Annotated in this window: 24 protein-coding genes; 14 read left to right on the top strand and 10 right to left on the bottom strand. The window is 71.0% G+C overall.

All coding sequences use genetic code 11. The annotated features are described in order from the left end of the window. Nucleotides 1–36 precede the first annotated feature (36 nt). Genes argJ through ACIGXX_RS30670 form a run of 4 tightly spaced genes read left to right on the top strand, consistent with a single transcriptional unit; the run spans nt 37 to nt 3908 of the window. A complete protein-coding gene (gene argJ / locus ACIGXX_RS30685) occupies nt 37–1191 on the top strand; it encodes a bifunctional glutamate N-acetyltransferase/amino-acid acetyltransferase ArgJ (RefSeq protein WP_351164916.1) in 1155 nt (384 codons plus the stop codon). Beyond that, nucleotides 1188–2141 (top strand): acetylglutamate kinase, encoded by a 954-nt coding sequence (argB, locus tag ACIGXX_RS30680; protein ID WP_351164915.1) that lies wholly within the window; start codon nt 1188–1190, stop codon nt 2139–2141. The genes argJ and argB overlap by 4 nt, the downstream gene beginning before the upstream one ends. After that, nucleotides 2138–3346, top strand: coding sequence for an acetylornithine transaminase (locus tag ACIGXX_RS30675; RefSeq protein WP_399980433.1), 1209 nt, complete (start codon nt 2138–2140; stop codon nt 3344–3346). The genes argB and ACIGXX_RS30675 overlap by 4 nt, the downstream gene beginning before the upstream one ends. A gap of 7 nt (nt 3347–3353) precedes the next feature. Further along, on the top strand, nt 3354–3908 hold the full coding sequence (locus tag ACIGXX_RS30670) for an arginine repressor (protein WP_351164913.1): 555 nt from the start codon (nt 3354–3356) through the stop codon (nt 3906–3908). A 232-nt stretch (nt 3909–4140) separates the two neighbouring features. Here ACIGXX_RS30670 and ACIGXX_RS30665 read toward each other — a convergent pair whose 3' ends face one another. The 7 genes from ACIGXX_RS30665 to ACIGXX_RS30635 all read right to left on the bottom strand — a co-directional run bounded on the left by ACIGXX_RS30665 (nt 4141) and on the right by ACIGXX_RS30635 (nt 10875). Next, complete coding sequence (locus ACIGXX_RS30665; RefSeq protein WP_399980430.1) at nt 4141–5112, bottom strand: PfkB family carbohydrate kinase; 972 nt, start codon at nt 5110–5112, stop codon at nt 4141–4143. Next, nucleotides 5109–6593, bottom strand: a complete 1485-nt coding sequence (locus ACIGXX_RS30660) for a purine-cytosine permease family protein (RefSeq protein ID WP_399980428.1) — start codon at nt 6591–6593, stop codon at nt 5109–5111. Before ACIGXX_RS30660 ends, ACIGXX_RS30665 begins: the two co-directional genes overlap by 4 nt. A gap of 79 nt (nt 6594–6672) precedes the next feature. After that, complete coding sequence (locus ACIGXX_RS30655; RefSeq protein ID WP_361463216.1) at nt 6673–7677, bottom strand: ADP-ribosylglycohydrolase family protein; 1005 nt, start codon at nt 7675–7677, stop codon at nt 6673–6675. Further along, nucleotides 7674–8393: a GntR family transcriptional regulator gene (locus ACIGXX_RS30650; protein ID WP_399980424.1), complete on the bottom strand. Its 720-nt coding sequence runs from the start codon at nt 8391–8393 to the stop codon at nt 7674–7676. The genes ACIGXX_RS30655 and ACIGXX_RS30650 overlap by 4 nt, the downstream gene beginning before the upstream one ends. Nucleotides 8394–8464: 71 nt before the next feature. Further along, a complete protein-coding gene (locus tag ACIGXX_RS30645; protein ID WP_351164907.1) occupies nt 8465–9481 on the bottom strand; it encodes a bile acid:sodium symporter family protein in 1017 nt (338 codons plus the stop codon). Between the two features lie 89 nt (nt 9482–9570). Continuing rightward, nucleotides 9571–10284 carry a L,D-transpeptidase gene (locus ACIGXX_RS30640; RefSeq protein WP_399980421.1) on the bottom strand — a complete coding sequence of 238 codons (714 nt, stop codon included), beginning with the start codon at nt 10282–10284 and terminating at the stop codon, nt 9571–9573. A gap of 3 nt (nt 10285–10287) precedes the next feature. After that, nucleotides 10288–10875: a pyridoxamine 5'-phosphate oxidase family protein gene (locus ACIGXX_RS30635; protein ID WP_351164904.1), complete on the bottom strand. Its 588-nt coding sequence runs from the start codon at nt 10873–10875 to the stop codon at nt 10288–10290. A gap of 139 nt (nt 10876–11014) precedes the next feature. Here ACIGXX_RS30635 and argH point away from each other — a divergent pair, with 139 nt between their 5' ends. The 4 genes from argH to ACIGXX_RS30615 all read left to right on the top strand — a co-directional run bounded on the left by argH (nt 11015) and on the right by ACIGXX_RS30615 (nt 15751). Next, nucleotides 11015–12445 carry an argininosuccinate lyase gene (argH, locus tag ACIGXX_RS30630; RefSeq protein ID WP_399980418.1) on the top strand — a complete coding sequence of 477 codons (1431 nt, stop codon included), beginning with the start codon at nt 11015–11017 and terminating at the stop codon, nt 12443–12445. A gap of 112 nt (nt 12446–12557) precedes the next feature. Further along, on the top strand, nt 12558–13532 hold the full coding sequence (locus tag ACIGXX_RS30625; RefSeq protein ID WP_399980415.1) for an aldo/keto reductase: 975 nt from the start codon (nt 12558–12560) through the stop codon (nt 13530–13532). A gap of 81 nt (nt 13533–13613) precedes the next feature. After that, nucleotides 13614–14165: a TetR/AcrR family transcriptional regulator gene (locus tag ACIGXX_RS30620; protein ID WP_351164900.1), complete on the top strand. Its 552-nt coding sequence runs from the start codon at nt 13614–13616 to the stop codon at nt 14163–14165. Beyond that, a complete protein-coding gene (locus ACIGXX_RS30615; protein WP_351164899.1) occupies nt 14162–15751 on the top strand; it encodes an MFS transporter in 1590 nt (529 codons plus the stop codon). The genes ACIGXX_RS30620 and ACIGXX_RS30615 overlap by 4 nt, the downstream gene beginning before the upstream one ends. An 88-nt stretch (nt 15752–15839) precedes the next feature. Here ACIGXX_RS30615 and ACIGXX_RS30610 read toward each other — a convergent pair whose 3' ends face one another. Further along, nucleotides 15840–16529, bottom strand: coding sequence for a lysophospholipid acyltransferase family protein (locus ACIGXX_RS30610; RefSeq protein WP_383818196.1), 690 nt, complete (start codon nt 16527–16529; stop codon nt 15840–15842). A 385-nt stretch (nt 16530–16914) separates the two neighbouring features. Between ACIGXX_RS30610 and ACIGXX_RS30605 the strand changes: the two genes are divergently transcribed. The 3 genes from ACIGXX_RS30605 to ACIGXX_RS30595 all read left to right on the top strand — a co-directional run bounded on the left by ACIGXX_RS30605 (nt 16915) and on the right by ACIGXX_RS30595 (nt 19224). Continuing rightward, the gene (locus ACIGXX_RS30605; RefSeq protein ID WP_399980410.1) at nt 16915–18093 is read left to right on the top strand and encodes a glycerophosphodiester phosphodiesterase; all 1179 of its coding nucleotides are present in this window, start codon (nt 16915–16917) and stop codon (nt 18091–18093) included. A gap of 74 nt (nt 18094–18167) precedes the next feature. Beyond that, complete coding sequence (locus tag ACIGXX_RS30600; protein ID WP_361463229.1) at nt 18168–18683, top strand: sigma-70 family RNA polymerase sigma factor; 516 nt, start codon at nt 18168–18170, stop codon at nt 18681–18683. 37 nt (nt 18684–18720) lie between these two features. After that, nucleotides 18721–19224, top strand: a complete 504-nt coding sequence (locus tag ACIGXX_RS30595; protein ID WP_351164894.1) for a GNAT family N-acetyltransferase — start codon at nt 18721–18723, stop codon at nt 19222–19224. On the opposite strand, the gene ACIGXX_RS30590 is transcribed toward ACIGXX_RS30595, so the two are convergent. Continuing rightward, on the bottom strand, nt 19221–19664 hold the full coding sequence (locus ACIGXX_RS30590) for a hypothetical protein (protein ID WP_351164892.1): 444 nt from the start codon (nt 19662–19664) through the stop codon (nt 19221–19223). The genes ACIGXX_RS30595 and ACIGXX_RS30590 overlap by 4 nt on opposite strands. A 1-nt stretch (nt 19665) precedes the next feature. Beyond that, nucleotides 19666–20025: a hypothetical protein gene (locus tag ACIGXX_RS30585; protein ID WP_351164890.1), complete on the bottom strand. Its 360-nt coding sequence runs from the start codon at nt 20023–20025 to the stop codon at nt 19666–19668. A 70-nt stretch (nt 20026–20095) separates the two neighbouring features. Between ACIGXX_RS30585 and ACIGXX_RS30580 the strand changes: the two genes are divergently transcribed. From ACIGXX_RS30580 to ACIGXX_RS30570, 3 genes are all read left to right on the top strand, one after another. After that, the gene (locus ACIGXX_RS30580) at nt 20096–20743 is read left to right on the top strand and encodes an HAD family hydrolase (RefSeq protein ID WP_351164888.1); all 648 of its coding nucleotides are present in this window, start codon (nt 20096–20098) and stop codon (nt 20741–20743) included. Nucleotides 20744–21150: 407 nt separating this feature from the next. Beyond that, nucleotides 21151–22209: a methionine ABC transporter ATP-binding protein gene (locus ACIGXX_RS30575; RefSeq protein WP_399980403.1), complete on the top strand. Its 1059-nt coding sequence runs from the start codon at nt 21151–21153 to the stop codon at nt 22207–22209. Further along, entirely contained in the window at nt 22206–22925 is a 720-nt protein-coding gene (locus tag ACIGXX_RS30570; protein ID WP_351164884.1) for a methionine ABC transporter permease, read from the top strand. Before ACIGXX_RS30575 ends, ACIGXX_RS30570 begins: the two co-directional genes overlap by 4 nt. Nucleotides 22926–22963: the final 38 nt, after the last annotated feature.

The raw sequence follows: 22963 nt of genomic DNA, 5'->3' as shown, positions 1-22963 counted from the left end.
GCGCTGCGCGGGCGGAGAAGCGAACAAGGAGATGCAGTGAGCGTCACGGCAGCGCAGGGATTCACGGCGGCGGGCATCGCCGCCGGGATCAAGGAGAACGGCAACCCGGACCTGGCCCTCGTGGTCAACACCGGGCCCCGCCTGGCCGCCGCGGGCGTCTTCACCTCCAACCGCGTCAAGGCCGCCCCCGTCCTCTGGTCGGAGCAGGTCGTCAAGGGCGGGCTCGTCTCGGCCGTCGTCCTCAACTCCGGTGGCGCCAACGCCTGTACGGGCCCGCAGGGCTTCCAGGACACGCACGCCACCGCCGAGAAGGTCGCCGAGACCCTCGACCTGAACGCGGGCGAGGTCGCCGTCGCGTCGACGGGGCTCATCGGCGTCACGCTCCCCATGGACAAGCTCCTGCCGGGAGTCGAGGCCGCGGCGGGCGAACTCTCGGCGCACGGCGGCGAGAAGGCCGCCATCGCCATCAAGACCACCGACAGCGTGCACAAGACGGCCGTGGTCACCCGGGACGGCTGGACGGTCGGCGGCATGGCGAAGGGCGCGGGCATGCTCGCCCCCGGGCTCGCCACGATGCTCGTCGTCCTGACCACGGACGCCGACCTGGAGGCCGACGTCCTGGACAAGGCGCTGCGCGACGCCACGAGGGTCACCTTCGACCGTGTCGACTCCGACGGCTGCATGTCGACGAACGACACGGTGCTCCTGCTGGCCTCCGGCGCCTCCCAGGTCGCCCCGGAGTACGCCGAGTTCGCCGAAGCCGTCCGCGCCGTCTGCGACGACCTCGCCCGCCAGCTCATCGGCGACGCCGAGGGTGCGAGCAAGGACATCCGGATCGAGGTGGTCAACGCCGCGTCCGAGGACGACGCCGTCGAGGTGGGCCGCTCCATCGCCCGCAACAACCTCCTCAAGTGCGCCCTGCACGGCGAGGACCCCAACTGGGGCCGGGTGCTCTCCGCCATCGGCACGACCAAGGCCGCCTTCGAGCCCGACCAGCTGAACGTCGCCATCAACGGCGTCTGGGTCTGCAAGAACGGCAGCGTGGGCGAGGACCGCGACCTCGTCGACATGCGCTACCGGGAGATCAAGATCACCGCGGATCTGGCGGCCGGCACCGCAGAGCCTGTCGTGATCTGGGCCAACGACCTCACCGCCGACTACGTCCACGAGAACAGCGCGTACTCCTCATGAGCGGCGACACGAGCGGCAACACCAGCGGCAACCAGACCGCGCGGAAGCACACCGCCCTCCCCAAGGCGCAGATCCTCATCGAGGCGTTGCCCTGGCTGACCCGGCACCGCGGCAAGACCGTCGTCATCAAGTTCGGCGGCAACGCCATGGTCGACGAGGAGCTGAAGGCCGCCTTCGCGCAGGACGTCGTCTTCCTGCACCACGCGGGCCTCAAGCCCGTCGTCGTGCACGGCGGCGGACCGCAGATCAGCGCGGCCCTGGACCGGCACGGCATCGTCAGCGAGTTCAAGGCGGGCCTGCGGGTCACGACCGAGGACGCCATGGACGTCGTACGCATGGTGCTCGCCGGACAGGTCCAGCGCGAGCTCGTCGGCCTGCTCAACCGGCACGGCCCGCTCGCCGTCGGCCTGACCGGCGAGGACGCGCACACCATCACCGCCACCAAGCACCAGCCCCGTATCGAGGGCGAGTTGGTCGACATCGGCCGGGTCGGTGAGATCACCGAGATCGACACCGGCGCCATCGAGGCCCTGCTCGCGGACGGCCGTATCCCGGTCGTCTCCTCGATCGCACGCTCCCAGGACGACCACCATGTCTACAACGTCAATGCTGATACGGCGGCTGCGGCACTTGCGGCTGCGCTGGACGCCGAGACCCTGATGGTCCTCACGGACGTCGAGGGCCTCTACGAGGACTGGCCCAACAGCGACGAGGTGATCAGCCGCCTGACCGCGAAGGAGCTGGAGAAGCTCCTTCCCGAGCTGGCCAGCGGCATGGTCCCGAAGATGGAGGGCTGCCTGCACGCCGTGCGCAACGGCGTCGAGACGGCCCGCGTGATCGACGGACGGGTCCAGCACTCGATCCTGCTGGAGATCTTCACCGACGAGGGCATCGGCACGATGGTCGTGCCGGACGCGCCCGAGCACGAGACAGAGGGGGAAGCGGCATGACCGGCAACGAGGAGCTGACCCGGCGCTGGCAGGACGCGCTGATGGACAACTACGGCACCCCCAGGCTGCCCCTCGTGCGCGGCGCGGGCAGCAAGCTTCTGGACGCCGACGGCAAGGAGTACGTCGACTTCGTCGGCGGCATCGCGGTCAACGCGCTCGGCCACGCCCACCCGGCGATCGTCGAGGCGGTCAGCACCCAGATCGCCTCCCTCGGCCATGTGTCGAACCTCTTCATCGCCGAGCCGCCGGTCGCGCTCGCCGAGCGGCTGCTCCAGCTCTTCGGGCGCACGGGCCGGGTGTACTTCTGCAACTCCGGCGCCGAGGCCAACGAAGGCGCCTTCAAGATCGGCCGGCTGACCGGGCGTTCGCACATGGTCGCCACCGACGGCGGCTTCCACGGCCGGACCATGGGGGCCCTCGCGCTCACCGGCCAGCCCGGCAAGCAGGAGCCGTTCCTGCCGATGCCCGGCGACGTCACGCACGTCCCGTACGGCGATGTGGAGGCCCTGCGGGCCGCGGTCACCGAGGAGACCGCCCTCGTCGTCATCGAACCCATCCAGGGCGAGAACGGCGTGGTCGTACCGCCCGCGGGCTACCTCAAGGCGGCCCGCGACATCACGACGGCCACCGGGACCCTCCTCGTCCTCGACGAGGTGCAGACCGGAATCGGCCGTACCGGCCACTGGTTCGAACACCTCGCGCACGAGGGCGTGGAGCCCGACGTCGTCACGCTCGCGAAGGGTCTGGGCGGCGGTCTGCCGCTCGGCGCGACCGTCGCGTTCGGCGCGGCGGCGGAGCTGCTCAAGCCCGGTCATCACGGAACGACGTTCGGCGGGAACCCCGTGGCGTGCGCCGCGGGACTCGCGGTGCTCGACACGATCGAGGCCGAGGGACTCCTGGAGAACGTGAAGCGGTCGAGCGAGAAGCTGCGCGACGGAATCGAGTCACTCGGACACCCGCTCGTGGGCCATGTCCGGGGTGCGGGCCTGCTGCTGGGTATCGTGCTCACCGAGCCGCTCGCGCCCCAGGCGCAGCAGGCGGCTCAGGACGCCGGCTTCCTGGTGAACGCGCCCGCCCCCGATGTCGTACGGCTGATGCCGCCGCTGAACGTGCGCGACGACGAGGTGGACGCGTTCCTCCGGGCCCTGCCCGGCGTGCTTGACCAGGCCACCGCGGCCAACGGGGACGGACGATCCGGAGAATGAGACGACGATGAGCCAGGCGCAAGGCAACGAGCACGCGGAGCACCCGGATCACTCCGGGCCCGCGGTGCCGCAGACCCGCACCGCACGTCACCGCCGGATCGTGGACATCCTCAACCGGCAGCCCGTGCGCTCCCAGAGCCAGCTCGCGAAGCTGCTCGCCGACGACGGCCTCACGGTCACGCAGGCGACGCTCTCGCGGGACCTGGACGAGCTGAACGCCGTGAAGATCCGCAACGCCGAGGGCGACCTCATCTACGCGGTGCCGAGCGAGGGCGGCTTCCGCACTCCGCGCGCGCCGCTGGGGGAGTCGGCCAAGGAGGAGCGGATGCGCCGTCTCTCGGCGGAGCTGCTGATCTCCGCCGAGGCGTCGGCCAACCTCGTCGTCCTGCGGACGCCGCCGGGCGCGGCCCAGTTCCTGGCCTCGGCGATCGACCAGGCGGAGCTGCACGACATCTTGGGGACGATCGCGGGCGACGACACGTTGATGCTGATCAGCAGGGAGGCCACGGGGGGCCAGGCCTTGGCGGACCACTTGCTGCGGCTGGCTTCGAACGAGCACTGATTGGTCCCCAGCCCCGCCCCTTCCCACAAACCCGCTCGGCGCGGGGGCCTTGGTTGCCGTCATCACCGGCTTCGCCGAGTTCGTCCTCGACCGCCGAACGGGCTGGAAGTATCCGGCCGGGCTGGATACTTCCAGCCCGTCCGGCGTCTGAGGCCATCTTGTACGGGGTCTGGGGCGGAGCCCCAGTTTCGGGAAGGGGCGGGATGGGGGGAAAGCCCCGCAGGGACCGTCCTTACCCCAACACCCCACCCAGCGGATCATCCCCGAGGAACGCCGCCAGCTCCGCCAGCACCGGCGCCGTGGCCGGGCCCCGTCGCGTCACCGCGTAAGCCGCCGCCGCGTTCGCGCCGCGCGCGGCCGTCAGGGGATCGAGGCCCCGCCCCAACAGGGCGAGGAACGCTCCCACGTGGGCATCGCCCGCGCCGTTGCTGTCCACCGCGTCCACGGGGAACCCGGGCACATGAACCACCGCCCCCGAGCCCGGCGCGGCCAGCCAACAGCCGTCCTTGTCGGCCCGCACCAGCGCCCCCGCCCCCGGCGCCAGCCGCCCGCGCAGGGCGTCGGCCGCCTCCAGCGGGAGGGAGTGGCCCGTCATCAGGCGGGCCTCCCGCGCGTTGCAGCTCAGCCAGTCCGTCCGGGCAAGGACCGGCTCCAGGACGGACGCGGGGATGTCCGCGACCAGCGGCGCCGGGTCGAAGCAGACCCGGATGTCGTCCGGCAGCCCCGCCGCGAACGTGGACAGGAGCGGGCCGTTGACCTCCATCACGAGGCTGTACCCGGACAGCTGCACCGTGTCGCCCGGCCGCAACGCCCCCGCCACGGCCGCCGTCTCCGCCGCCGTCATCCGGGCGTCCACCCCGAAGCTGGTCACGAACGTCCGCTCGCCCCCACCGTCGACCAGCGCCACGCAGAAGCCCGTGTCCCCGTCGGTACGCACCGGGAGGAGCGTCCCGATGCCCTCGTCCGCGAGGGCTCGGCGGACGAGGTCCCCGTACGGCCCCGTCCCGTGGAGCCCCGCGTACACCGCGTCGGCCCCCAACCGCCGCGCCGCCGTCAGCGCGTTGAAGCCGCCGCCCGCGTACAGCTCCGTACGGGAGCCGATCACGTCGCCGCCCCGTTCGGGCAGCGCGGGGACCTCGATGACGAGGTCGGCGATGACGTTCCCGGCCAGGACGAGGCGCGGGGAGCGGGTGGGCGTGCTCATCGGACGGGCTCCTCAAGTGCGGGGGAGGGGGCGGGAGTTGTAGCGCAGGGGCGTCCGCCGAAGGCGGCGTACAACGCCGCGCCCACCCCTATCGAGACCGCCCAGCCCAGGCCGTTCACGCCCGGCCAGGTGTCGGCAAGCGGACCGGAGAACCACACGTCGTCCGCGCCCGTGCCGGCGGTGGTGAACAGGAGCCCCGACACGATCGCCGCCACCCAGGCGAGCACGGCGGGCAGCCGGAAGCCGCCGGTGTACCAGTAGCGGCCGGCGCGCGAGGTGTCCATCAGGCCGTCCGGGTCGTACTCGCGGCCCCGCAGCATGTCGACCGCGATCACCCCGATCCAGGCGGAGATCGGCACGGCGAGCAGTGTCAGGAAGGTGGAGAAGGGGCCGTAGAAGTCGTCGGCGATCAGCATGAAGTAGATGCCGCCGAGGAACATCAGCACGATGTCGATGACCACGGCCCAGGCCCGCGGCACCCGCAGACCCAGCGTGATCATGGTGAGTCCCGCGGAGTACGTCGACAGGTGGTTCGACATCAGCAGGCCGCCGAAGGCCGCGATCAGATACGGGATCGCCATCCAGGACGGCAGCATCGCGTTGATCGCGGAGACCGGGTCGGAGGACGTGGCGAGCGACGGGTCGCCCGCCGTCAGGAGCGAGCCCAGCGAGATGAGCAGCACGAGCGGGATGCCCGCGCCGAACGCCGACGCGGTGACCAGGCGGCGCCCCGGGATCGTACGCGGGAGGTAACGGGCGTAGTCCGCACCGGCGTTGGCCCAGCCGATGCCGGTGCCCGCGGCGATGAAGCCGATGCCCGCGATGACGCCGCTGGTCGGTCCCGCCGGGGCCTCCAGGACCTTCGACCAGTCGACCGTGGCGACCAGGAAGCCCATGACGATCAGGTTGAGCACGCCGAACAGGACCGTCGCCCACTTGTTGATCCACATGATCGTGGCGTGCCCCAGGCCGCTGATCAGCAGCGTGCAGGTGATGAAGACCAGCAGGCAGAGCACGGTCAGGAAGGTGTTCTCGTGGACGCCGAAGGCCACTCCGAGGAGGGCGAGCAGCGCGTACGCCGCCGTGGTCGTCGTGATCGTCTCCCAGCCGACCCGGCTCAGCCAGGTGACCAGCGTCGGGCCCGCGTTGCCGCGCTGCCCGAACACCGCGCGGGAGAGGGTGAGCGCGGGCGCCCCGCCCTTCTTGCCCGCCAGGCTCAACGCCCCCACCAGCGCGAACGATCCGAACGAGCCGACGATCGCGACCAGCGCGGCCTGCCAGATGCTGAGGCCGCGGAAGGCGACGAGCGTCGCGCCGAGCGGCAGCCCGAGGATCGAGATGTTGGCGGCGAACCAGGTCCAGAACATCTGGCCCGCGTGGCCGTGGCGCTCGCTGTCGGGGACCGGCTCGATCCCTCGGGTCTCTACGGTGCCGACCTGATCGTTGGTGCCGACGTGATCGTTCTTCGTCGAAGCGGTCATGACGGGACCTCCTTGCGCGCTGGGGAGAGAGAAAAGGGGGGAGAGAAAGAGGGGGGAGAGAAAGAGGGGAGTAGTGGGATCAGCGGTGGGTGAGCAACTGGACCGTCAGCGGCTCCAGTTCGAGGCTGTTGACCGTGCGCAGGGTGCGTACGGCGTCGGCGGGCAGCCCCGAGAGGCCGCGCACCGATCCGGCGACCGCACCCGCGATCGCGCCGATCGTGTCGCTGTCGCCGCCGAGGTTGGCGGCGAGCAGCGTGCTGCGCCACGGATCGCCGCCGGTCAGCGCGAGCACCGCGAACGCGGCGGGCACCGACTCCTGGCTGGCGACGCTGGTGCCGATGAGCGCGACGATGCGGTCCAGGGCCGTGGCCTCGTCCAGGCCGTCCACCAGCTCGCGGGCCCAGGCGATGCGGGCGGAGATGTCGGCTCCGGCGATCCAGTTGCCGCGCCGGGCGCCGGACTCGGCCGCGGCGATCGCGGCGTCGAAGGCCTCGTCGAGCGTGCCGCCCGCGACGCCCGTGCTCACCGCGGCGGCGACGGCCGCCGCGCCCGCGATGCCGATGTTCGTGTCATGGGTGACCTGGCAGGACTCCACCACCCGGTCGAGGAGGTCCGGCAGCGGCTCTGCGGCGAAGGCGATGCCGACCGGGGTGACGCGCATGGCGGCGCCGTTGGTGGTGCCGTACCTGCCCGCCTCCTTGGGGTCGGTGCCGCCCGCGACGGCGTCAAGGGCGGCCTTGGTGGACGGGCCGAGCAGGTCGAAGGAGCCCTTGGCCTTCATCTCCCGCTCCCAGGAGAGCAGTTCGTCGGCGAACCGCAGCGGGTCGACGTGTCCGCCGCCCTCGACGAGCAGCCGCGCGACGATGACCGCCTGGTCGGTGTCGTCGGTGACGGCACCGGCGGGCATGCCCGCGCTCACGGGGTTGTCGTCGCGGGCGGGTTCGAATCCGGTGAGGGTGCCGTAGACGCGTACGACGTCCTCGCGGGACATGACCTGGGTCGGCATGCCCAGGGCGTCGCCGAGCGCGAGGCCGTAGAAGGCGCCGAGCGCGCGGTCGAGAAGGTCGGGGGGTGCGGTGGTCACGAGTGGACTCCTCGGCCGGTACGGACGTGCAGTTGGAACCGGGACGGGTCGAGCAGGCTTGTCACCTGTTCCACGACCTCTCCCTCGGCATCGCGGAAGACCTGGGCGAGCCGCAGGAAGGGTTCACCGGGGGAGCGGTGCAGGAGCCCCGCGTCCTCGTCGCCGAGGCCGGACACCGCGATGTGGGCGTCGCTCGACGCGGCGATGTGGCCCGCGGCCAGCAGGGTCCGGTTCAGCGAGCCGCCTTCGAGGCCTCGCTCGGGCAGATCGGCGAGGGCGGGCACGGCGGGGACGCGGCTGCGCTCCAGGGAGACGCCACTGCCGTCGGGCAGGCGCCTGACGCGGTCGAGGGCGATGAAGTGCGGGTCCGTGACCCCGAGTTCGGCGGCGAGCTCCGGGTCGGTGATCCGCTCGAAGCGGAGGGTGTCCGTGGTGAGCTCGGTGCCCTGGTCGGCGAGCGCCCGGGTCCAGCCGAGCTGCTGGTCGAGCGGGGTCCCGTCGAACGTGACGATCGAACCGATGCCGGCGTGGGTCTCGATGAGCCCCTGCTCGCCGAGCGCGCTCAGGGCCTGCCGCACGGTGGTGCGACTGACCCCGAACCGCTCCCGCAGGGCGTGCTCGCCGGGCAGGCGGCTGCCGTCGGCGTGCACCCCGGCGCGGATCTCGTCGGCGAGCACGTGCGCGACGCGGTGGTGTTTGTGAACCTGTCCAGGCATGTCTAGAAGGTAAGCGGAGCTGATCCGTCCCGTCTATGGCTGCCGGAAGATTCTTTGCGGATGCGTACCCGTCAGGCCTGCTGGGCGGCCTCGGCCTGCTCGGTCCGCTCGGCCTGCCCGGCCTTCTCCGTCCGCCGCGCCCGGTGCGACATCCAGGCGGCGACCAGCGCCCCCGACACGTTGTGCCACACGGAGAACACGGCGGCGGGCAGCGCCGCCAGCGGGCTGAAGTGCGCGGTGGCCAGCGACGCGGCGAGCCCCGAGTTCTGCATGCCGACCTCGAAGGCCATGGCGCGCGAGGCCGGCGGACCCAGGCGGGCCAGCTTGCCCGCGCCGTAGCCGAGCGCGAGGCCCAGTCCGTTGTGCAGCACGACGGCGACGAACACGAGCAGGGCGGCCGACTTGATGGCCGCGGCGCTGCCCGCGACCACGACGGCCACGATGACGGCGATGGTCAGGGCGGACAGCCACGGCAGGGCGCTGAGGACCCGTCCGATGTAGCGCCCGAAGAGCAGCCGTACGACGAGACCGGCGAGGACCGGGAGCAGCACGGTCTTGAGGATGTCCGTGACCATCGAGCCCGCGTCCACCGGCAGGTACTCGCCCGCCAGGAGCAGCGTCAGCGGCGGCGTGATGAGCGGCGCGAGGACGGTCGAGACGGTGGCCACCGAGACGGACAGGGCCACGTCACCGCGCGCCAGATAGGTCACGACGTTGGACGCGGTCCCGCTCGGCGCGCAGCCGACGAGGATCACGCCGGCCGCCAGCTGGGGCGAGAGCCCGAGCGCGTGGGCGATGAGCCAGCCGAGCCCCGGCATGATCACGTAGTGCGCGACCAGGCCGAGCGCGACGGCCCAGGGCCGCTTGACGACGCCCTGGAAGTCGAGCGGGGTCATGGTGAGCCCCATGCAGAACATCACGAGCCCCAGGAGGTACGGGACGTTCGTGCCCCAGTCCTTGAAGGTGTCCGGGGTCATCAGACCGAGCGCGCCCGCGGCGAGCACGAGGACGGGGAAGACCGTGACGGCGAGGCGGGCGGCCTTGTCGCCGCTCTCCGTTGAGCTGGGGATCGTCTGTTCGGTTTGCACCCGGCGATGCAACGCCGCCACGCGGCGGGGACGCAAACCCGTCTCGATATGTGGTCGCTACACGAAGCTGCCCGGGGGGCGGGGATCGTTCAGTACCGTGTGATGGCGGTGGCCCCCGAAGCCGTACCGATCGCCATGTGCGGCCGCCGCCCCTGCTCGGCCCACCGCAGGATCCGCCGCATCGCATCGCCCGGCACGGACACGCAACCCGCCGTCGCCCCGCGTCCGTCGACGTGCAGGAAGATCCCGGCGCCGCGTCCGCGCACCGGGCGGTCGTAGTTGAAGCCGATCACCAGGGCGTGCGCGTACTGCGCGTCGTACGTGATGAGGTGCTCGGACTCGGCGGCGCGGCAGTCGGCGGGGCGCGGCTGGGTCCAGCGGTTGTAGGAGCGCGAGTCGTTGTCCTGGCACCACCAGGAGTTCTTCGTGACACGGCGGTACGGGTAGTCCGTGCCGGACGGCGCGGACTTGATGCCGAAGGCGTACGGCAGGCGGAAGAGACCGGTGGGCGTCGTGTTCGACCCCTGCTTGCGCGAGCCGCCCTCCGTCAGGCCGTTCGCGCCGAACCGCGCCGCCGCGGTCCCGGACTTCACCCACCGCCCGCCGCGCCGGTCCCACCACGTGACCGTGCCGGTGGTGGAGCCGGTGCGCGCGGCCTGGGCGGTGATGAGCTGGGTTCCGCCGCCCGTGTCCGCCATGCGGTCCGGCAGCGGTCGGCTCGCGCCGGGCGCGGCACCCAGGGTTGCGGTGGCGGCGAGGAGGAGGGCGGCTGCGGACGCGAGGGCGGCGGCACGGGGGCGCATGGCTCAGACCGTAGTGGGAGGCAAGGGCAGCGGCAGCCCGGGCAGGCCGTCGATGCTCTGTGCGATGTACTCCTTCTTGGTGAAGTAGGCGCTGAGCGACGCGTCGTCCTCGCGCGCGAAGCGCTTGCCGTGCAGATCGCGATCGTCGTCGTACGACATGAACGGCACCGCGTATCCGCAGCTGTCACGGACGAGTTCGGCCGTCACGACGATGATCGCGCGCAGGCCGTGCGGGGTCGGGTCGATGCCGGGGAAGTGCCCGAGCAGCTCCGCCCAGCGCGGGTCGTCGCGGAAGACGGGTTCGCCGCGGCCGTGCACCCGGACGATGTTCGGCGGGCCCTGGAAGGCGCACCACATCAGGGTGATGCGGCCGTTCTCACGCAGGTGCGCGACGGTCTCCGAGGTGCTGCCCGCGAAGTCCAGATAGGCCACAGTGTGTTCGTCCACGACGGCGAACGAGCCGGTGAGGCCCTTGGGGGAGAGATTGACCGTGCCGTCGCCGGAGAGGGGCGCGGTCGCGGTGAAGAAGAGGGGCTGGGCTTCGATGAACTTGCGGAGTCTGCCGTCTATGCGTTCGTAAGTCTTTCCCATGTCTAAGGATTATTCCCAGAAAAGCTTTGACTGTCTAACGACTTGAGGATGCCGTCCCACCTCCTGGTTGGATTGACGAAACATACGGACCACTGCATACTCATGCATAACGGCGAATGCAGGTTAAGGAGCACGTGAAGTGAGCAGCAACAACGGCGGTGACGTCCGGCTCTGGGGCGGGCGGTTCGCGGACGGCCCGGCAGAGGCCCTGGCCAAGCTGTCGGCATCGGTCCACTTCGACTGGTGCCTGGCGCCGTACGACATCGCCGGTTCCCGCGCCCACGCGCGCGTGCTCCACAAGGCGGGGCTCCTCACCGAGGACGAGCTGACCCGCATGCTGGCCGGGCTCGACCAGCTCGAGACCGATGTGGCGTCGGGCGACTTCGTCGGCACCATCGCCGACGAGGACGTGCACACCGCCCTGGAGCGCGGCCTCCTGGAGCGGCTCGGCCCGGACCTCGGCGGCAAGCTGCGCGCCGGCCGGTCGCGCAACGACCAGGTGGCGACGCTCTTCCGGATGTACCTGCGGGACCACGCCCGGATCATCGGCGGTCTGATCGCCGACCTCCAGGGCGCGCTCGTCGGCCTCGCCGAGGCGCACCCGGACGTCGCCATGCCGGGGCGCACGCACCTGCAGCACGCCCAGCCCGTGCTCTTCGCGCACCACGTCCTCGCGCACGTCCAGCCCCTCTCCCGGGACGCGGAGCGCCTGCGGCAGTGGGACGAGCGCACGGCCGTGTCGCCGTACGGCTCGGGCGCGCTCGCGGGGTCCTCTCTCGGCCTCGACCCCGAGGCCGTCGCCGCGGACCTCGGCTTCGAGCACGGCTCGGCGGCCAACTCCATCGACGGGACGGCGTCGCGGGACTTCGCGGCGGAGTTCGCCTTCATCACCGCGATGATCGGCGTGAACCTCTCCCGGATCGCCGAGGAGATCATCCTGTGGAACACGAAGGAGTTCTCCTTCGTCACGCTCCACGACGCCTTCTCGACCGGCTCGTCGATCATGCCGCAGAAGAAGAACCCGGACATCGCCGAGCTGGCGCGCGGCAAGTCGGGCCGCCTCATCGGCAACCTGACCGGCCTGATGGCGACGCTCAAGGCGCTGCCGCTCGCGTACAACCGCGACCTCCAGGAGGACAAGGAGCCGGTCTTCGACTCCTGCGAGCAGCTGGAGGTCCTGCTCCCCGCCTTCACCGGCATGATGGCGACGCTCACCGTGCACCGCGAGCGCATGGAGGAGCTGGCCCCCGCCGGGTTCTCGCTCGCCACGGACATCGCCGAGTGGCTGGTCAAGCAGGGCGTGCCGTTCCGTGTCGCGCACGAGGTCGCGGGTGAGTGCGTCAAGGAGTGCGAGGCGCACGGCATCGAGCTCGACCAGCTCACGGACGAGCAGTTCGCCAAGATCTCCGAGCACCTCACCCCCGAGGTCCGCACTGTCCTGAACGTCCCCGGCGCCCTGGCATCGCGCAACGGCCGCGGCGGCACCGCCCCCTCGGCCGTCGCCGCCCAGCTCGCCGAGGTCAAGGCCGACCTGGCCATCCAGCAGGAGTGGGCCGCGGCGCGCGAGTAGAAGTGGGCCGCGGCGCGTAAGTGACGCCGGGACAGCGCGTGCCGCGTTGACGTGGGCATCGCGGGTTACGTTGGTCGTTCTTCCGCAAGGAGCCGACCGAACGGAGCCCGCGATGCCCTTCTCGCGCCTGGCCGCAGCGACCACCCCCACCGCCCACATCGGCTTCGGCCTCGCCGCCGTCGGCAGGCCCGGCTACATCACGCTCGGCCGCGACACCGATCTGCCGCCGTCCCGCAGTGTCGAGGCCCTGCGCGAGCGCACCCTCGAACTCCTGGACGCCGCCTACGCGCTGGGCGTCCGGTACATCGACGTGGCGCGCTCCTACGGCCGCTCCGAGGAGTTCCTCGCCGACTGGCTGAACGCCAGGCCCGACATCAGGGACGTCGTGATCGGCAGCAAGTGGGGCTACACGTACACGGCCGCCTGGAACGCCGACGCCGCGGGCCCGCACGAGGTCAAGGACCACAGCCTCGCCGCGTACGTCCGTCAGCGCGAGGAGAGCGCCCAGCTGCTCGGCGAGCGGCTGGACCTCTATCAGGTCCACTCCGTGACGCCGGAGAGCCCCGCCCTCACCGACAAGGAACTCCAGGCGAAACTGGCCGAGTTGGCGGCCCAGGGCGTGACCGTCGGGCTCTCCGTCAGCGGCCCGGAGCAGGCGGCCGCGATCCGCGCGGCCCTCGCCGTGACCGTCGACGGCGAGCCGCTCTTCCGTACGGTGCAGGCCACGTACAACGCCCTGGAGACCTCGGCGGGCCCCGCGCTCGCGGAGGCCCATGAGGCGGGGCTCACCGTCCTGGTCAAGGAGGCCATGGCCAACGGCCGGCTCGCCGACCCGCACGCCCCCGCGGCCCTGCGTGAGATCGCCGCCGCGTCCGGGTTCGGCAGCGACGCCGTGGCCCTCGCCCTGGTCCTGCGCCAGCCCTGGGCGGGCGTGGTGCTCTCCGGCGCCGCAACCTCGGTCCAGCTCGTCTCGAACCTGCACGCGGCGGCCGTCGACCTCGACGCGGAGCAGCTGGAGCGGCTCGCGGGCCTGGTGGAGGAGCCCGCCGCGTACTGGGGACGGCGCGGGCAACTGCCCTGGCACTGAGCACCCCGCCGGACGCGCCCTTGGTGATCACCGCGCCTTCATTGTGAGACAAATATGTCTCACATGGCTTATGGTTGTCTCATGTCAGTCGATCGCGATCAGGTGCTGCGCAGCGCCGCGGCGCTCCTCACGCGCAAGGGCTCCGCCACGATGGACGAGGTGGCGCGCGCGGCGGGGATCAGCCGGGCCACCCTGCACCGCCACTTCGCCGGGCGCGACGCCCTCGTACGCGCCCTGGAAGAGCTCGGCATCCAGGAGTGCGAGGCCGCCCTCGACGCGGCCAGGCTCGGCGAGGACAGCGCCGAGGAGGCGCTGCGCCGCCTGGTGAAGGAGCTCCAGCCGGCCGCGGGCCTGCTCGCGTTCCTCGTCACCGAGAACCAGCTCTTCGAGGACGACGCGCAGCACGAGGGCTGGTCCCGGCTCGACGACAGCATCGGCGCGCTCTTCCGACGCGGCCAGGAGAGCGGCGAGTTCCGCATCGACCTGAGCCCCGTCTGGCTGACAGAGGCGCTGTACGGCCTCATCGGCGCGGGCGCCTGGGCCGTACTGGACGGCCGCGTGGCCGCCAACGACTTCACACACATGATCGCCGAGCTGCTGATCGGCGGCGCACAACGGAGAGTGGAACCATGACCAGCATCGAACAGCGGACCGCGTCGGCGGAGGTCGAGCGCAGCCCCGGCCGCTGGCTCGCGCTCGCCGTGCTGGTCCTGGCCGTGCTGCTCGTCGCCGTGGACGCGACGGTGCTCGGCCTGGCCACGCCGTACATCAGCGAGGACCTCAAGCCCACCGGCACCCAGCTGCTGTGGATCGGCGACGTGTACTCGTTCGTCATCGCCGGTCTGCTCGTCTCCATGGGCAGCCTCGGTGACCGCATCGGCCGCAAGAAGCTGCTGCTGATCGGCGCCGTCGCCTTCGGCGGCGTCTCGGTGCTCAACGCCTACGCGACCACGCCCGAAATGCTCATGCTGGCCCGGGCGCTGCTCGGTGTCGCGGGTGCGACGCTGATGCCGTCCACCCTCGCGCTGATCCGGAACATCTTCCACGACCCGCGCGAGCGCAGCCTCGCGGTCGGCATCTGGGGCGCGATGGCCTCGGCCGGCGCGGCCGTGGGTCCGGTCGTCGGCGGTTTCCTGCTCGAGCACTTCTGGTGGGGCTCCGTCTTCCTGATCAACCTGCCGGTGATGGCGGTCCTGGTCGTCGTCGGCATCAAGTTCCTGCCCGAGTCCAAGAACCCGGCGCCCGGTCCGTGGGACCTGATCAGCGTCGTGCTCTCGCTCATCGGCATGATCGCCATCGTGTACGCCATCAAGGAGGCGGCGGCGCACGGCATCCGCTGGGACATCGGGGCGGCGGCCCTGCTCGGCGTGGCGGCCCTCACCTGGTTCGTACGGCGCCAGCTCACCCTCAAGGCGCCCCTCCTGGACATGCGCCTGTTCCGCAACCGCGGGTTCTCCGGGGCGGTGCTCGCCGACCTCCTCACGGTCCTCGGGCTCTCGGGTCTGGTCTTCTTCCTCTCCCAGTTCCTGCAACTGGTCCAGGGGCGGCGGCCGTTCGAGGCGGGCCTGGCCGAACTGCCCGCCGCGGTGGGCGCGGTGGCGGCCGGTCTGATCGCGGGCATGGTCGCGCGGCGGTTCTCCGTGCGCCTGGTGGTCGCGGGCGGCCTCGCCGCGGTGGGCGTGGCCCTCGCGGCGCTGACCACGCTGAGCCAGTCCACCGGGTATCCACTGCTCGGCGCCTCGCTCCTGGTCGTCGGCATCGGCGCGGGCTTCTCGTTCACGGTGACCGCCGACGTCATCCTCTCCAGCGTGCCCAAGGAGCAGGCGGGCGCCGCGTCCGCTGTCTCCGAGACGGCGTACGAACTGGGCGCGGCACTCGGCATCGCCCTGCTCGGCTCCATCGTGACCGGGGTCTACCGCGACTTCACCGCCCCGGCGGGCACCCCACCGGAGATCGCGGCGGCCGCGCACGAGTCACTGGGCGGCGCGGTGGAGTCGACGGCGGGCCTCCCGGCCCACGAGTCCCAGGCCCTGCTGGCCTCGGCCCAGGACGCCTTCGTCGACGGCCTGCGCCTGGCGGCGGGCGTGGGCGCGGGGGTGCTGCTCGCCACCGCGGTGGCGGCGTGGTTCCTCCTGAAGGGCTCAAGGCTGGAGGACGGCGAAAAGCCCCGTAAGGGGCGCGGGGAACCGCGCGACCAGCCACATACGGCCCGCAGCTGAAGGCAGAAACGCGAACGCCCGCACCGCGCCGGAGGGGAACTCTGGCGCGGTGCGGGCGTTCAGGCTTGTGCTACCCGAGCCCGGAGGGCTACGCCGCCTTCGCCTTCGTGGCGTACATGTCCACGTACTCCTGCCCGGAGAGCTGCATGACCTCCGTCATCACGGAGTCCGTCACCGCCCGCAGCACATAGCGGTCGCGGTCCATGCCCTCGTACCGCGAGAACTCCATCGGCTCACCGAACCGCACCGTCACGCGGCCCGGGCGCGGCAGCCCCTTGCCGCCGGGCTGGAGCTTGTCCGTGCCGATCATCGCGAAGGGGACGACGGGCGCGCCGGTCATCAGGGTCAGCCGGGCGATGCCCGTGCGGCCGCGGTACAGGCGGCCGTCGGGGGAGCGGGTGCCTTCGGGGTAGATGCCGAAGAGCTTGCCCTCCTCCAGGACGCGCCGCCCGGTCATCAGGGCGGCGACGCCGCCGTGGCCGCCGTCGCGGTCCACGGGGATCATGCCGGAGCCGGTGAAGAACCAGGCCATCAGGCGGCCCTTGAGCCCCTTGCCCGTGACGTACTCGTCCTTGCCGATGAAGAAGACCGGACGCGGGCAGACGAGAGGCATGATCATCGAGTCGATGAACGTGAGGTGGTTTCCGGCCATGATGACCGGACCGGTGCCCGGAATGTTCTCGGCGCCTTCCACCCGAGGGCGGAACATCAGACGCAAGATCGGTCCGAGCACAGCCTTGATGAGCGCGAGACGGGACAACGAGCCCTCCGGTGTCAACGGGTCAACGACGAGTATGTGCAGGTGAGGACGATACTCGTGGCTTACCGCTCCTCGCACATCGGGTTCACGCACTCGATACGCAGAGTTGACCTGAGTTTGCGTGGTGTTGCCCTCGGATCGCCCTCCCTGTGACGACCGTATCTCCGTGGGGAGGATGTGGCTCGTCCTAGTGGTCCTTGTCACGCGCGGTGGTCACGCGCTGCCACCGTGCAGCGGGCCGCCTCCGTGCGCCAGGACCCACCGAACGGACCCCGCCCCGCACACCAGTCGCCATCCGGCGTCACCCTTCCGTTCGGTCCAGGGTCTCCCGTCCGTCACGCGCGGCCACCTACGATCGTGCCGCTTTGTCAGGTGCAAGGCAGCACATCGGGAGGAGCGCTCAATGGCCACGCAGCAGTCGAGGGATTCGAAGCCGGGGGAGCCGGGGGAGCGGCGACCGGGGCGGCGCGCGCTACTGGGAGCGGCCGTACTAGGGGCGGGCACAGCCGTCGTAGGACTGCCCGGCGTGGCGAGAGCCGACGGGAAGCACGGGCACGGGGGATACAAGGACCTGCCCGTGCCGACCGTCGTCGCGCACCGCGGCACCAGCGGCTACCGGCCCGAGCACACGCTCGGTTCGTACCAGCTCGCCCTCGACATGGGCGCGCACGTCATCGAGCAGGACGTCGTGCCCACCAAGGACGGCCATCTCGTATGCCGTCACGAGAACGACATCACCGCGACGACGGACGTCGCCGCGCACCCGGAGTTCGCGTCCCGCAAGACCACCAAGTCCGTGGACGGCACCTCGTTCACCGGCTGGTTCACCGAGGACTTCACGCTCGCCGAGCTGAAGACGCTGCGCGCCAAGGAGCGCATCCCCGGCACCCGCCAGCGCAACACCCTCTACGACGGCCGCTGGGACGTGCCCACCCTGGAAGAGGTCTTCCAGTGGGCTGACCGGCAGGAGCGCAGGACGGGCAAGCGGATCTGGCTGTACATCGAGACCAAGCACCCCACGTACTTCCGCAAGCTGGGCCTGGGCCTGGAGGAGCCGCTGGCCAAGCTCCTTCGCAAGTACGGACGGCACAAGAAGAACTCGCCGAACTTCCTTCAGTCCTTCGAGCCCAGCAGCATCCAGCGCCTGAACAAGCTGGTCGGCGCGCCGCTCGTGGTGCTCCTGTCCAGCGCGAGCTCCCGCCCCTGGGACTTCGTCGAGGCGGGCGACCCGCGCACGGTCGCCGACCTCATCAAGCCCGAGGGCCTGGAGTGGATGGCCTCGTTCGCGCAGGGCATCGGCCCCACGCTCGACCTGATCATCCCGAGGAAGGCGGACGGCAGCCTCGGCACCCCGACCACCCTCGTGAAGGACGCGCACAGGGCGGGCCTGATCCTGCACCCGTACACGATGCGCAACGAGAACACCTTCCTGCCCACGAACTTCAGGAAGGGCACCGACCCGGCCGCCTACGGAGACGCCTTCGGCGCCTTCAAGGCGTACTTCGAGACGGGCATCGACGGCATCTTCTCGGACAACTGCGACACCGCGCTGCTCGCCCGCGCGGACTTCGTCAACAAGTGATCGTCCCGCCCCGGTTGGGGTGACAGACGGCCGCCCCGGCAACCTCCTGCCGGGGCGGCCGCGTCCCGCCCTGCATGACCCACGAGCTGATCCCCACCCTGCGTCCGCTCCTCGCCGCCGAGGCCTCCGCCGCGGCCCACGGCTCCGGCACCGACCCCGGTGACCTCGAACAGGCCGTCTGGCTGCGCCTGTTGGAACGCATGGACGTCGCCGACCCACCAGCCGACCCGGCCACCTGGCTGCGCGCCGCCGTCGCCTCCGAGGCGCGCGGCGCCCGGCGCAGGGAGGAGCGCGAGGTGGCGTACGCGACCGAGCCGGCCGACGACACCGAGCGTGGCCCCGAACAGCGCGCCCTGCGGGCCGACCGTGAGCGCACCCTGCACGCGGCGGTGCGCAGGCTGCCCGGACGCTGCCCCGGTCTCATGGCGGCACTGCTCTCCCCCAAGGACCTCACCTACCGGGAGATCGCAGGCGAGTTGGGAATGTCACAGGGCAGTCTGGGGCCTGAACGTTCCCGTTGCCTGGGATGCCTGCGCAGAATGCTCGCGGCGGAGGTTGCAGCTCCTGAACCGCGGGGAAAGGAGCGATAGACAACCGGCGGAGCAGGTGAGCGGGAGGCATGCACACATGGGCATGAGCGTGACCATCTCGGAGGCGGGCGGACAGGACGCCGAGAAGATCCTCAAACTGCAGTACCTGTGCTACCAGAGCGAGGCCGAGCTGTACGGCGACTATTCCATCGAGCCGCTCACACAGACCCTCGACTCCATCAAGGCCGAACTGACCTCCGGCAACGTGCTGGTGGCCCGCCTCGGCGACGAGGTCGTCGCGTCGGTGCGCGGCACGGTCGACGCCGACGGCACGGCGCGGATCGACAAGCTGATCGTCCACCCCAGGATGCAGCGGCACGGCCTGGGCGGCCGGCTCCTGGACGCGATAGAGGGGCGCCTGGGCGCGGGCGGCACCGCCAAGTGCTTCCAGCTCTCCAGCGGCCATCGCAGCGAGCAGAACCTTCAGCTCTACCGCAAGCACGGCTACGCGGCGGTGAAGACGCAGCACGTGAACGAACGGCTCACGCGCATCACCCTCGCCAAGGAGGCGACCGCGGGGGCGTACGCGGCCAGGGTCTAGCGCGCCGCCCTGCGCGCCTTGTTCAGCCAGAAGATCGCGGTGAGCGGCAGGATCACCGGGATGAACAGATAGCCCATCCCGAAGTCCGACCACACCGTGGCGTCGGGGAAGGCGGAGGGCTCCACGAGCGTCCAGGTCCCCACCGCCAAGACGCCCACCAGCTCGGCGGCGCAGCACACCAGCGCCGCCTTGCGGGCCTTCTCGCCGCCCCGCACCAGCGAGTACGTGATGAAGCCGTAGACGAGACCCGCGAGCGCGGACAGCGTGTAGGCGAGCGGGGCCTTGTGGAAGTCCGTCGAGATCTGCACGGCGGAGCGCGAGACCGCGCCGACCACCATCACCCCGTACAGCCACACCAGCAGGATGCCGGGCCCGCTGATCAGCCTCTGCCGGGCGGGCGCCGCGTCCGCGGAGTGCTTCTCGGGCTCTGTCACCGTCACCTCAGCCTCCCCAGATGTCGTAGAGCCGCACCTGCAGCACGGCGAGGACCACGCCGCCCGCGGCGACCGTGATGGAGCCCCAACGGGTGCGCTCGGCCAGGGACATGAAGCCCGCGGCCGGGATGCAGGCGAAGGAGCCGATCAAGTACGCCACGAAGATCGTCGTGCCCTGCTCGGCCTTCTCGCCCCGCGCCAGCTGGACGATGCCGACGATCAGCTGGACCGTGGCGAGGAACGTCACCACGGCCATGCCGATGAAGTGCCAGTCCTTGGTCGGCTGGTCCCGGTAGGCGGCGAAGCCGCACCACGCGGCGAGCACGAGCGCGGCCACGGCGGTCGCGATCGTCAGGGCAACAAGCATGCCGTGACTTTATTACGGGCCCTATGACCCGATGCGCGCACCCCTGGGGTGCCCCGTACGCTCGGACACCATGAAGATCCACGCTGAAGCGCTCCTGTTCGACAACGACGGCACCCTGATCTCCTCGATGGAGTCGGTGTACCGCTGCTGGAGGCGCTTGGCGCAGGAGTACGGGATCACCGCCGAGGAGTTCGAGCGGGTCGAGCTGCACGGCCGCCCCGCGGCCGAGATCATCGCCGACATGCTGCCCGCCGAGCGCGTGGCCGAGGCCGTCGCCCGCATCGAGGATCTTGAGGTCTCGGACGTCGCCGGCGGCGTCGTGCTGCTGCCCGGCACCCGTGAGCTGCTCGCGTCCCTGCCGCCCGAGCGCTGGGCCGTGGTGACCTCCGCCGGGCGGCGCCTGGCCGAGGCCCGGCTCGCGGAGGTCGGCATCGACCCCGCGATGCTGATCGCCGCCGACGACATCACGCGCGGCAAGCCCGACCCGGAGCCCTTCCTGCTCGCGGCGGCGAAGCTGGGCGTCGACCCGGCGCGCTGCGTGGTCTTCGAGGACGCACCGGCGGGTCTCACGGCGGGCCGCGCGGCCGGCATGACCACCGTGGCGTTGGCCACAACGCACACCGCCGGCGAGCTCTCCGGAGACGTCGTCGTGAAGGACCTCTCGGCCGTGTCCGCACAGGCCACCGAGGGTGGCGTGGAGATCACCGTCGAGGGCTGAGCACCCGCCCCGCGACGTCCGCACCTGTCCACCGGCTGTCCGTATAGCGGACAACGGTGGCGGGGCGCCGACGCACGCGTGTTTTACTGGTCCACATGACCACGACGAGCAGCTGCATCTTTGCGACCGAGGCGATCACGACGCCCGGTGCTCGTTGTATGTGTCGAATGTGCGCCTTCTGAGGGCCCCCGCACCACCCCTGAGCATCGCGCCCCGAAGCGAAGCCGCTGTGCCGCGCCCCTATGCGACGTACGCCTTACCGGCGGACATGACGTAGGAAGCGAGCCTGCCCCGCGCACACCTCCTCCGGTTCTTTTCGCCACCGCGAGAAACCGTGCCGCGTTCCCCACGAATGCCCCGTGCCCGGCGAGAACCGCGCCGCGCACTCGACAGTGACGGAAACCCCTGTGATCACCACTTCCGGCCTCACCAAGGTCTACCGCTCACGCGGTCGTGAAGTAACTGCCCTCGACGGCGTCGATCTGCATGTCCGCGAAGGCGAGGTGTACGGCGTCATCGGCCAGTCCGGCGCCGGCAAATCCTCGCTGATCCGCTGCGTCAACCTCCTGGAGCGCCCCACCGCCGGCACCGTGACCGTCGCGGGGCAGGACCTCACCGCCCTCGCGGGACGCGGCAGCCGCGCGAGCAAGGAGCTGCGCCGGGCCCGCAGCCGTATCGGCATGGTCTTCCAGCACTTCAACCTGCTGTCCTCGCGCACCGTGCAGGACAACGTCGAGCTGCCCCTTGAGATCCTCGGTCTCAGCGGCGCCGAGCGCTCCCGCAAGGCCCTCGAACTCCTCGACCTGGTCGGCCTCGCCGACAAGGCGAAGTCCTACCCGGCGCAGCTCTCCGGCGGCCAGAAGCAGCGCGTCGGCATCGCCCGCGCGCTCGCCGGCGACCCCAAGGTGCTGCTCTCGGACGAGGCGACCAGCGCCCTGGACCCGGAGACCACCCGCTCCATCCTGGGGCTCCTGCGCGACCTCAACCGGCAGCTCGGCCTGACCGTCCTGCTGATCACGCACGAGATGGACGTCGTCAAGAGCGTCTGCGACTCCGCCGCCCTCATGGAGAACGGGCGGATCGTCGAGTCCGGCACCGTCACCGAGCTGCTCGCGACGCCCGGCTCCGAGCTGGCCGCCGCGCTCTTCCCGGTCAGCGGCGAGGCGTCGGGCGTCGACCGCACCGTCGTCGACGTGACCTTCCACGGGGAGGCCGCGACCCAGCCGGTCATCTCCCAGCTGTCGCGCACGTACAACATCGACATCTCGATCCTCGGCGCCGCGATGGACACCGTCGCGGGCAAGCAGGTCGGCCGGATGCGCATCGAGCTGCCCGGACGCTTCGAGGAGAACGTCGTCCCGATCGGCTTCCTGCGCGAGCAGGGACTACAGGTGGACATCGCGGGCGAAGAGCCCGTGAGCACGCCGAAGGACGCCACGCCGCTGGTCAAGGAAGGTGCCAAGTGACCTGGTCGGAGATGCAGCCCCTGCTGGAGCAGGCCTGTTGGGACACGCTCTACATGGTGGGCTGGTCGACGCTGATAGCCGTCGTCGCCGGACTGCCGCTCGGCATCCTGCTGGTCCTCACCGACCGCGGCGGGCTGCTGCAGAACACGTTCCTGAACAAGCTCATCGGGCAGATCGTGAACATCGCGCGCTCGATGCCCTTCATCATCCTCATGGTCGCCCTGATGGGCTTCACGCGCTGGATCACGGGTACGACGATCGGCCGCGAGGCCGCCATCGTGCCGCTCGCGATCGGCGCCACGCCGTTCTTCGCGCGGCTCGTGGAGACCGCGGTGCGCGAGGTCGACGGCGGCCTCGTCGAGGCCGTGCAGTCGATGGGCGGCAACACCTGGACCATCGTGCGCAAGGTCCTCGTGCCGGAGTCGCTGCCCTCGCTGATCTCCAGCACCACCACGACGATCGTCACGATCATCGGCTACTCGGCCATCACCGGCGCCGTCGGCGCGGGCGGCCTCGGCGACATCGCGATCCGCTACGGCTACCAGCGCTTCGAGACCGAACTGATGTGGATCACCGTCGGCGTCCTCGCCGTCGTCATCTCGATCATCCAGTTCGCGGGCGACTACGCGGCCCGCAGGCTGCACCGGCGCGGCGGCCACTCGGGCGCCGCACCGCGCCTGCGCTTCCTCAAGCTCGCGCCTTCGAAGGCTTCCTGAATCTCACCCCGCACACCCCATCGCGGGGCGTACCACCC

The organism is Streptomyces sp. NPDC055243, from assembly GCF_044544025.1.
Taxonomy (GTDB): Bacteria; Actinomycetota; Actinomycetes; order Streptomycetales; family Streptomycetaceae; genus Streptomyces.
This window is presented reverse-complemented; position numbering and strand designations above follow the sequence as displayed.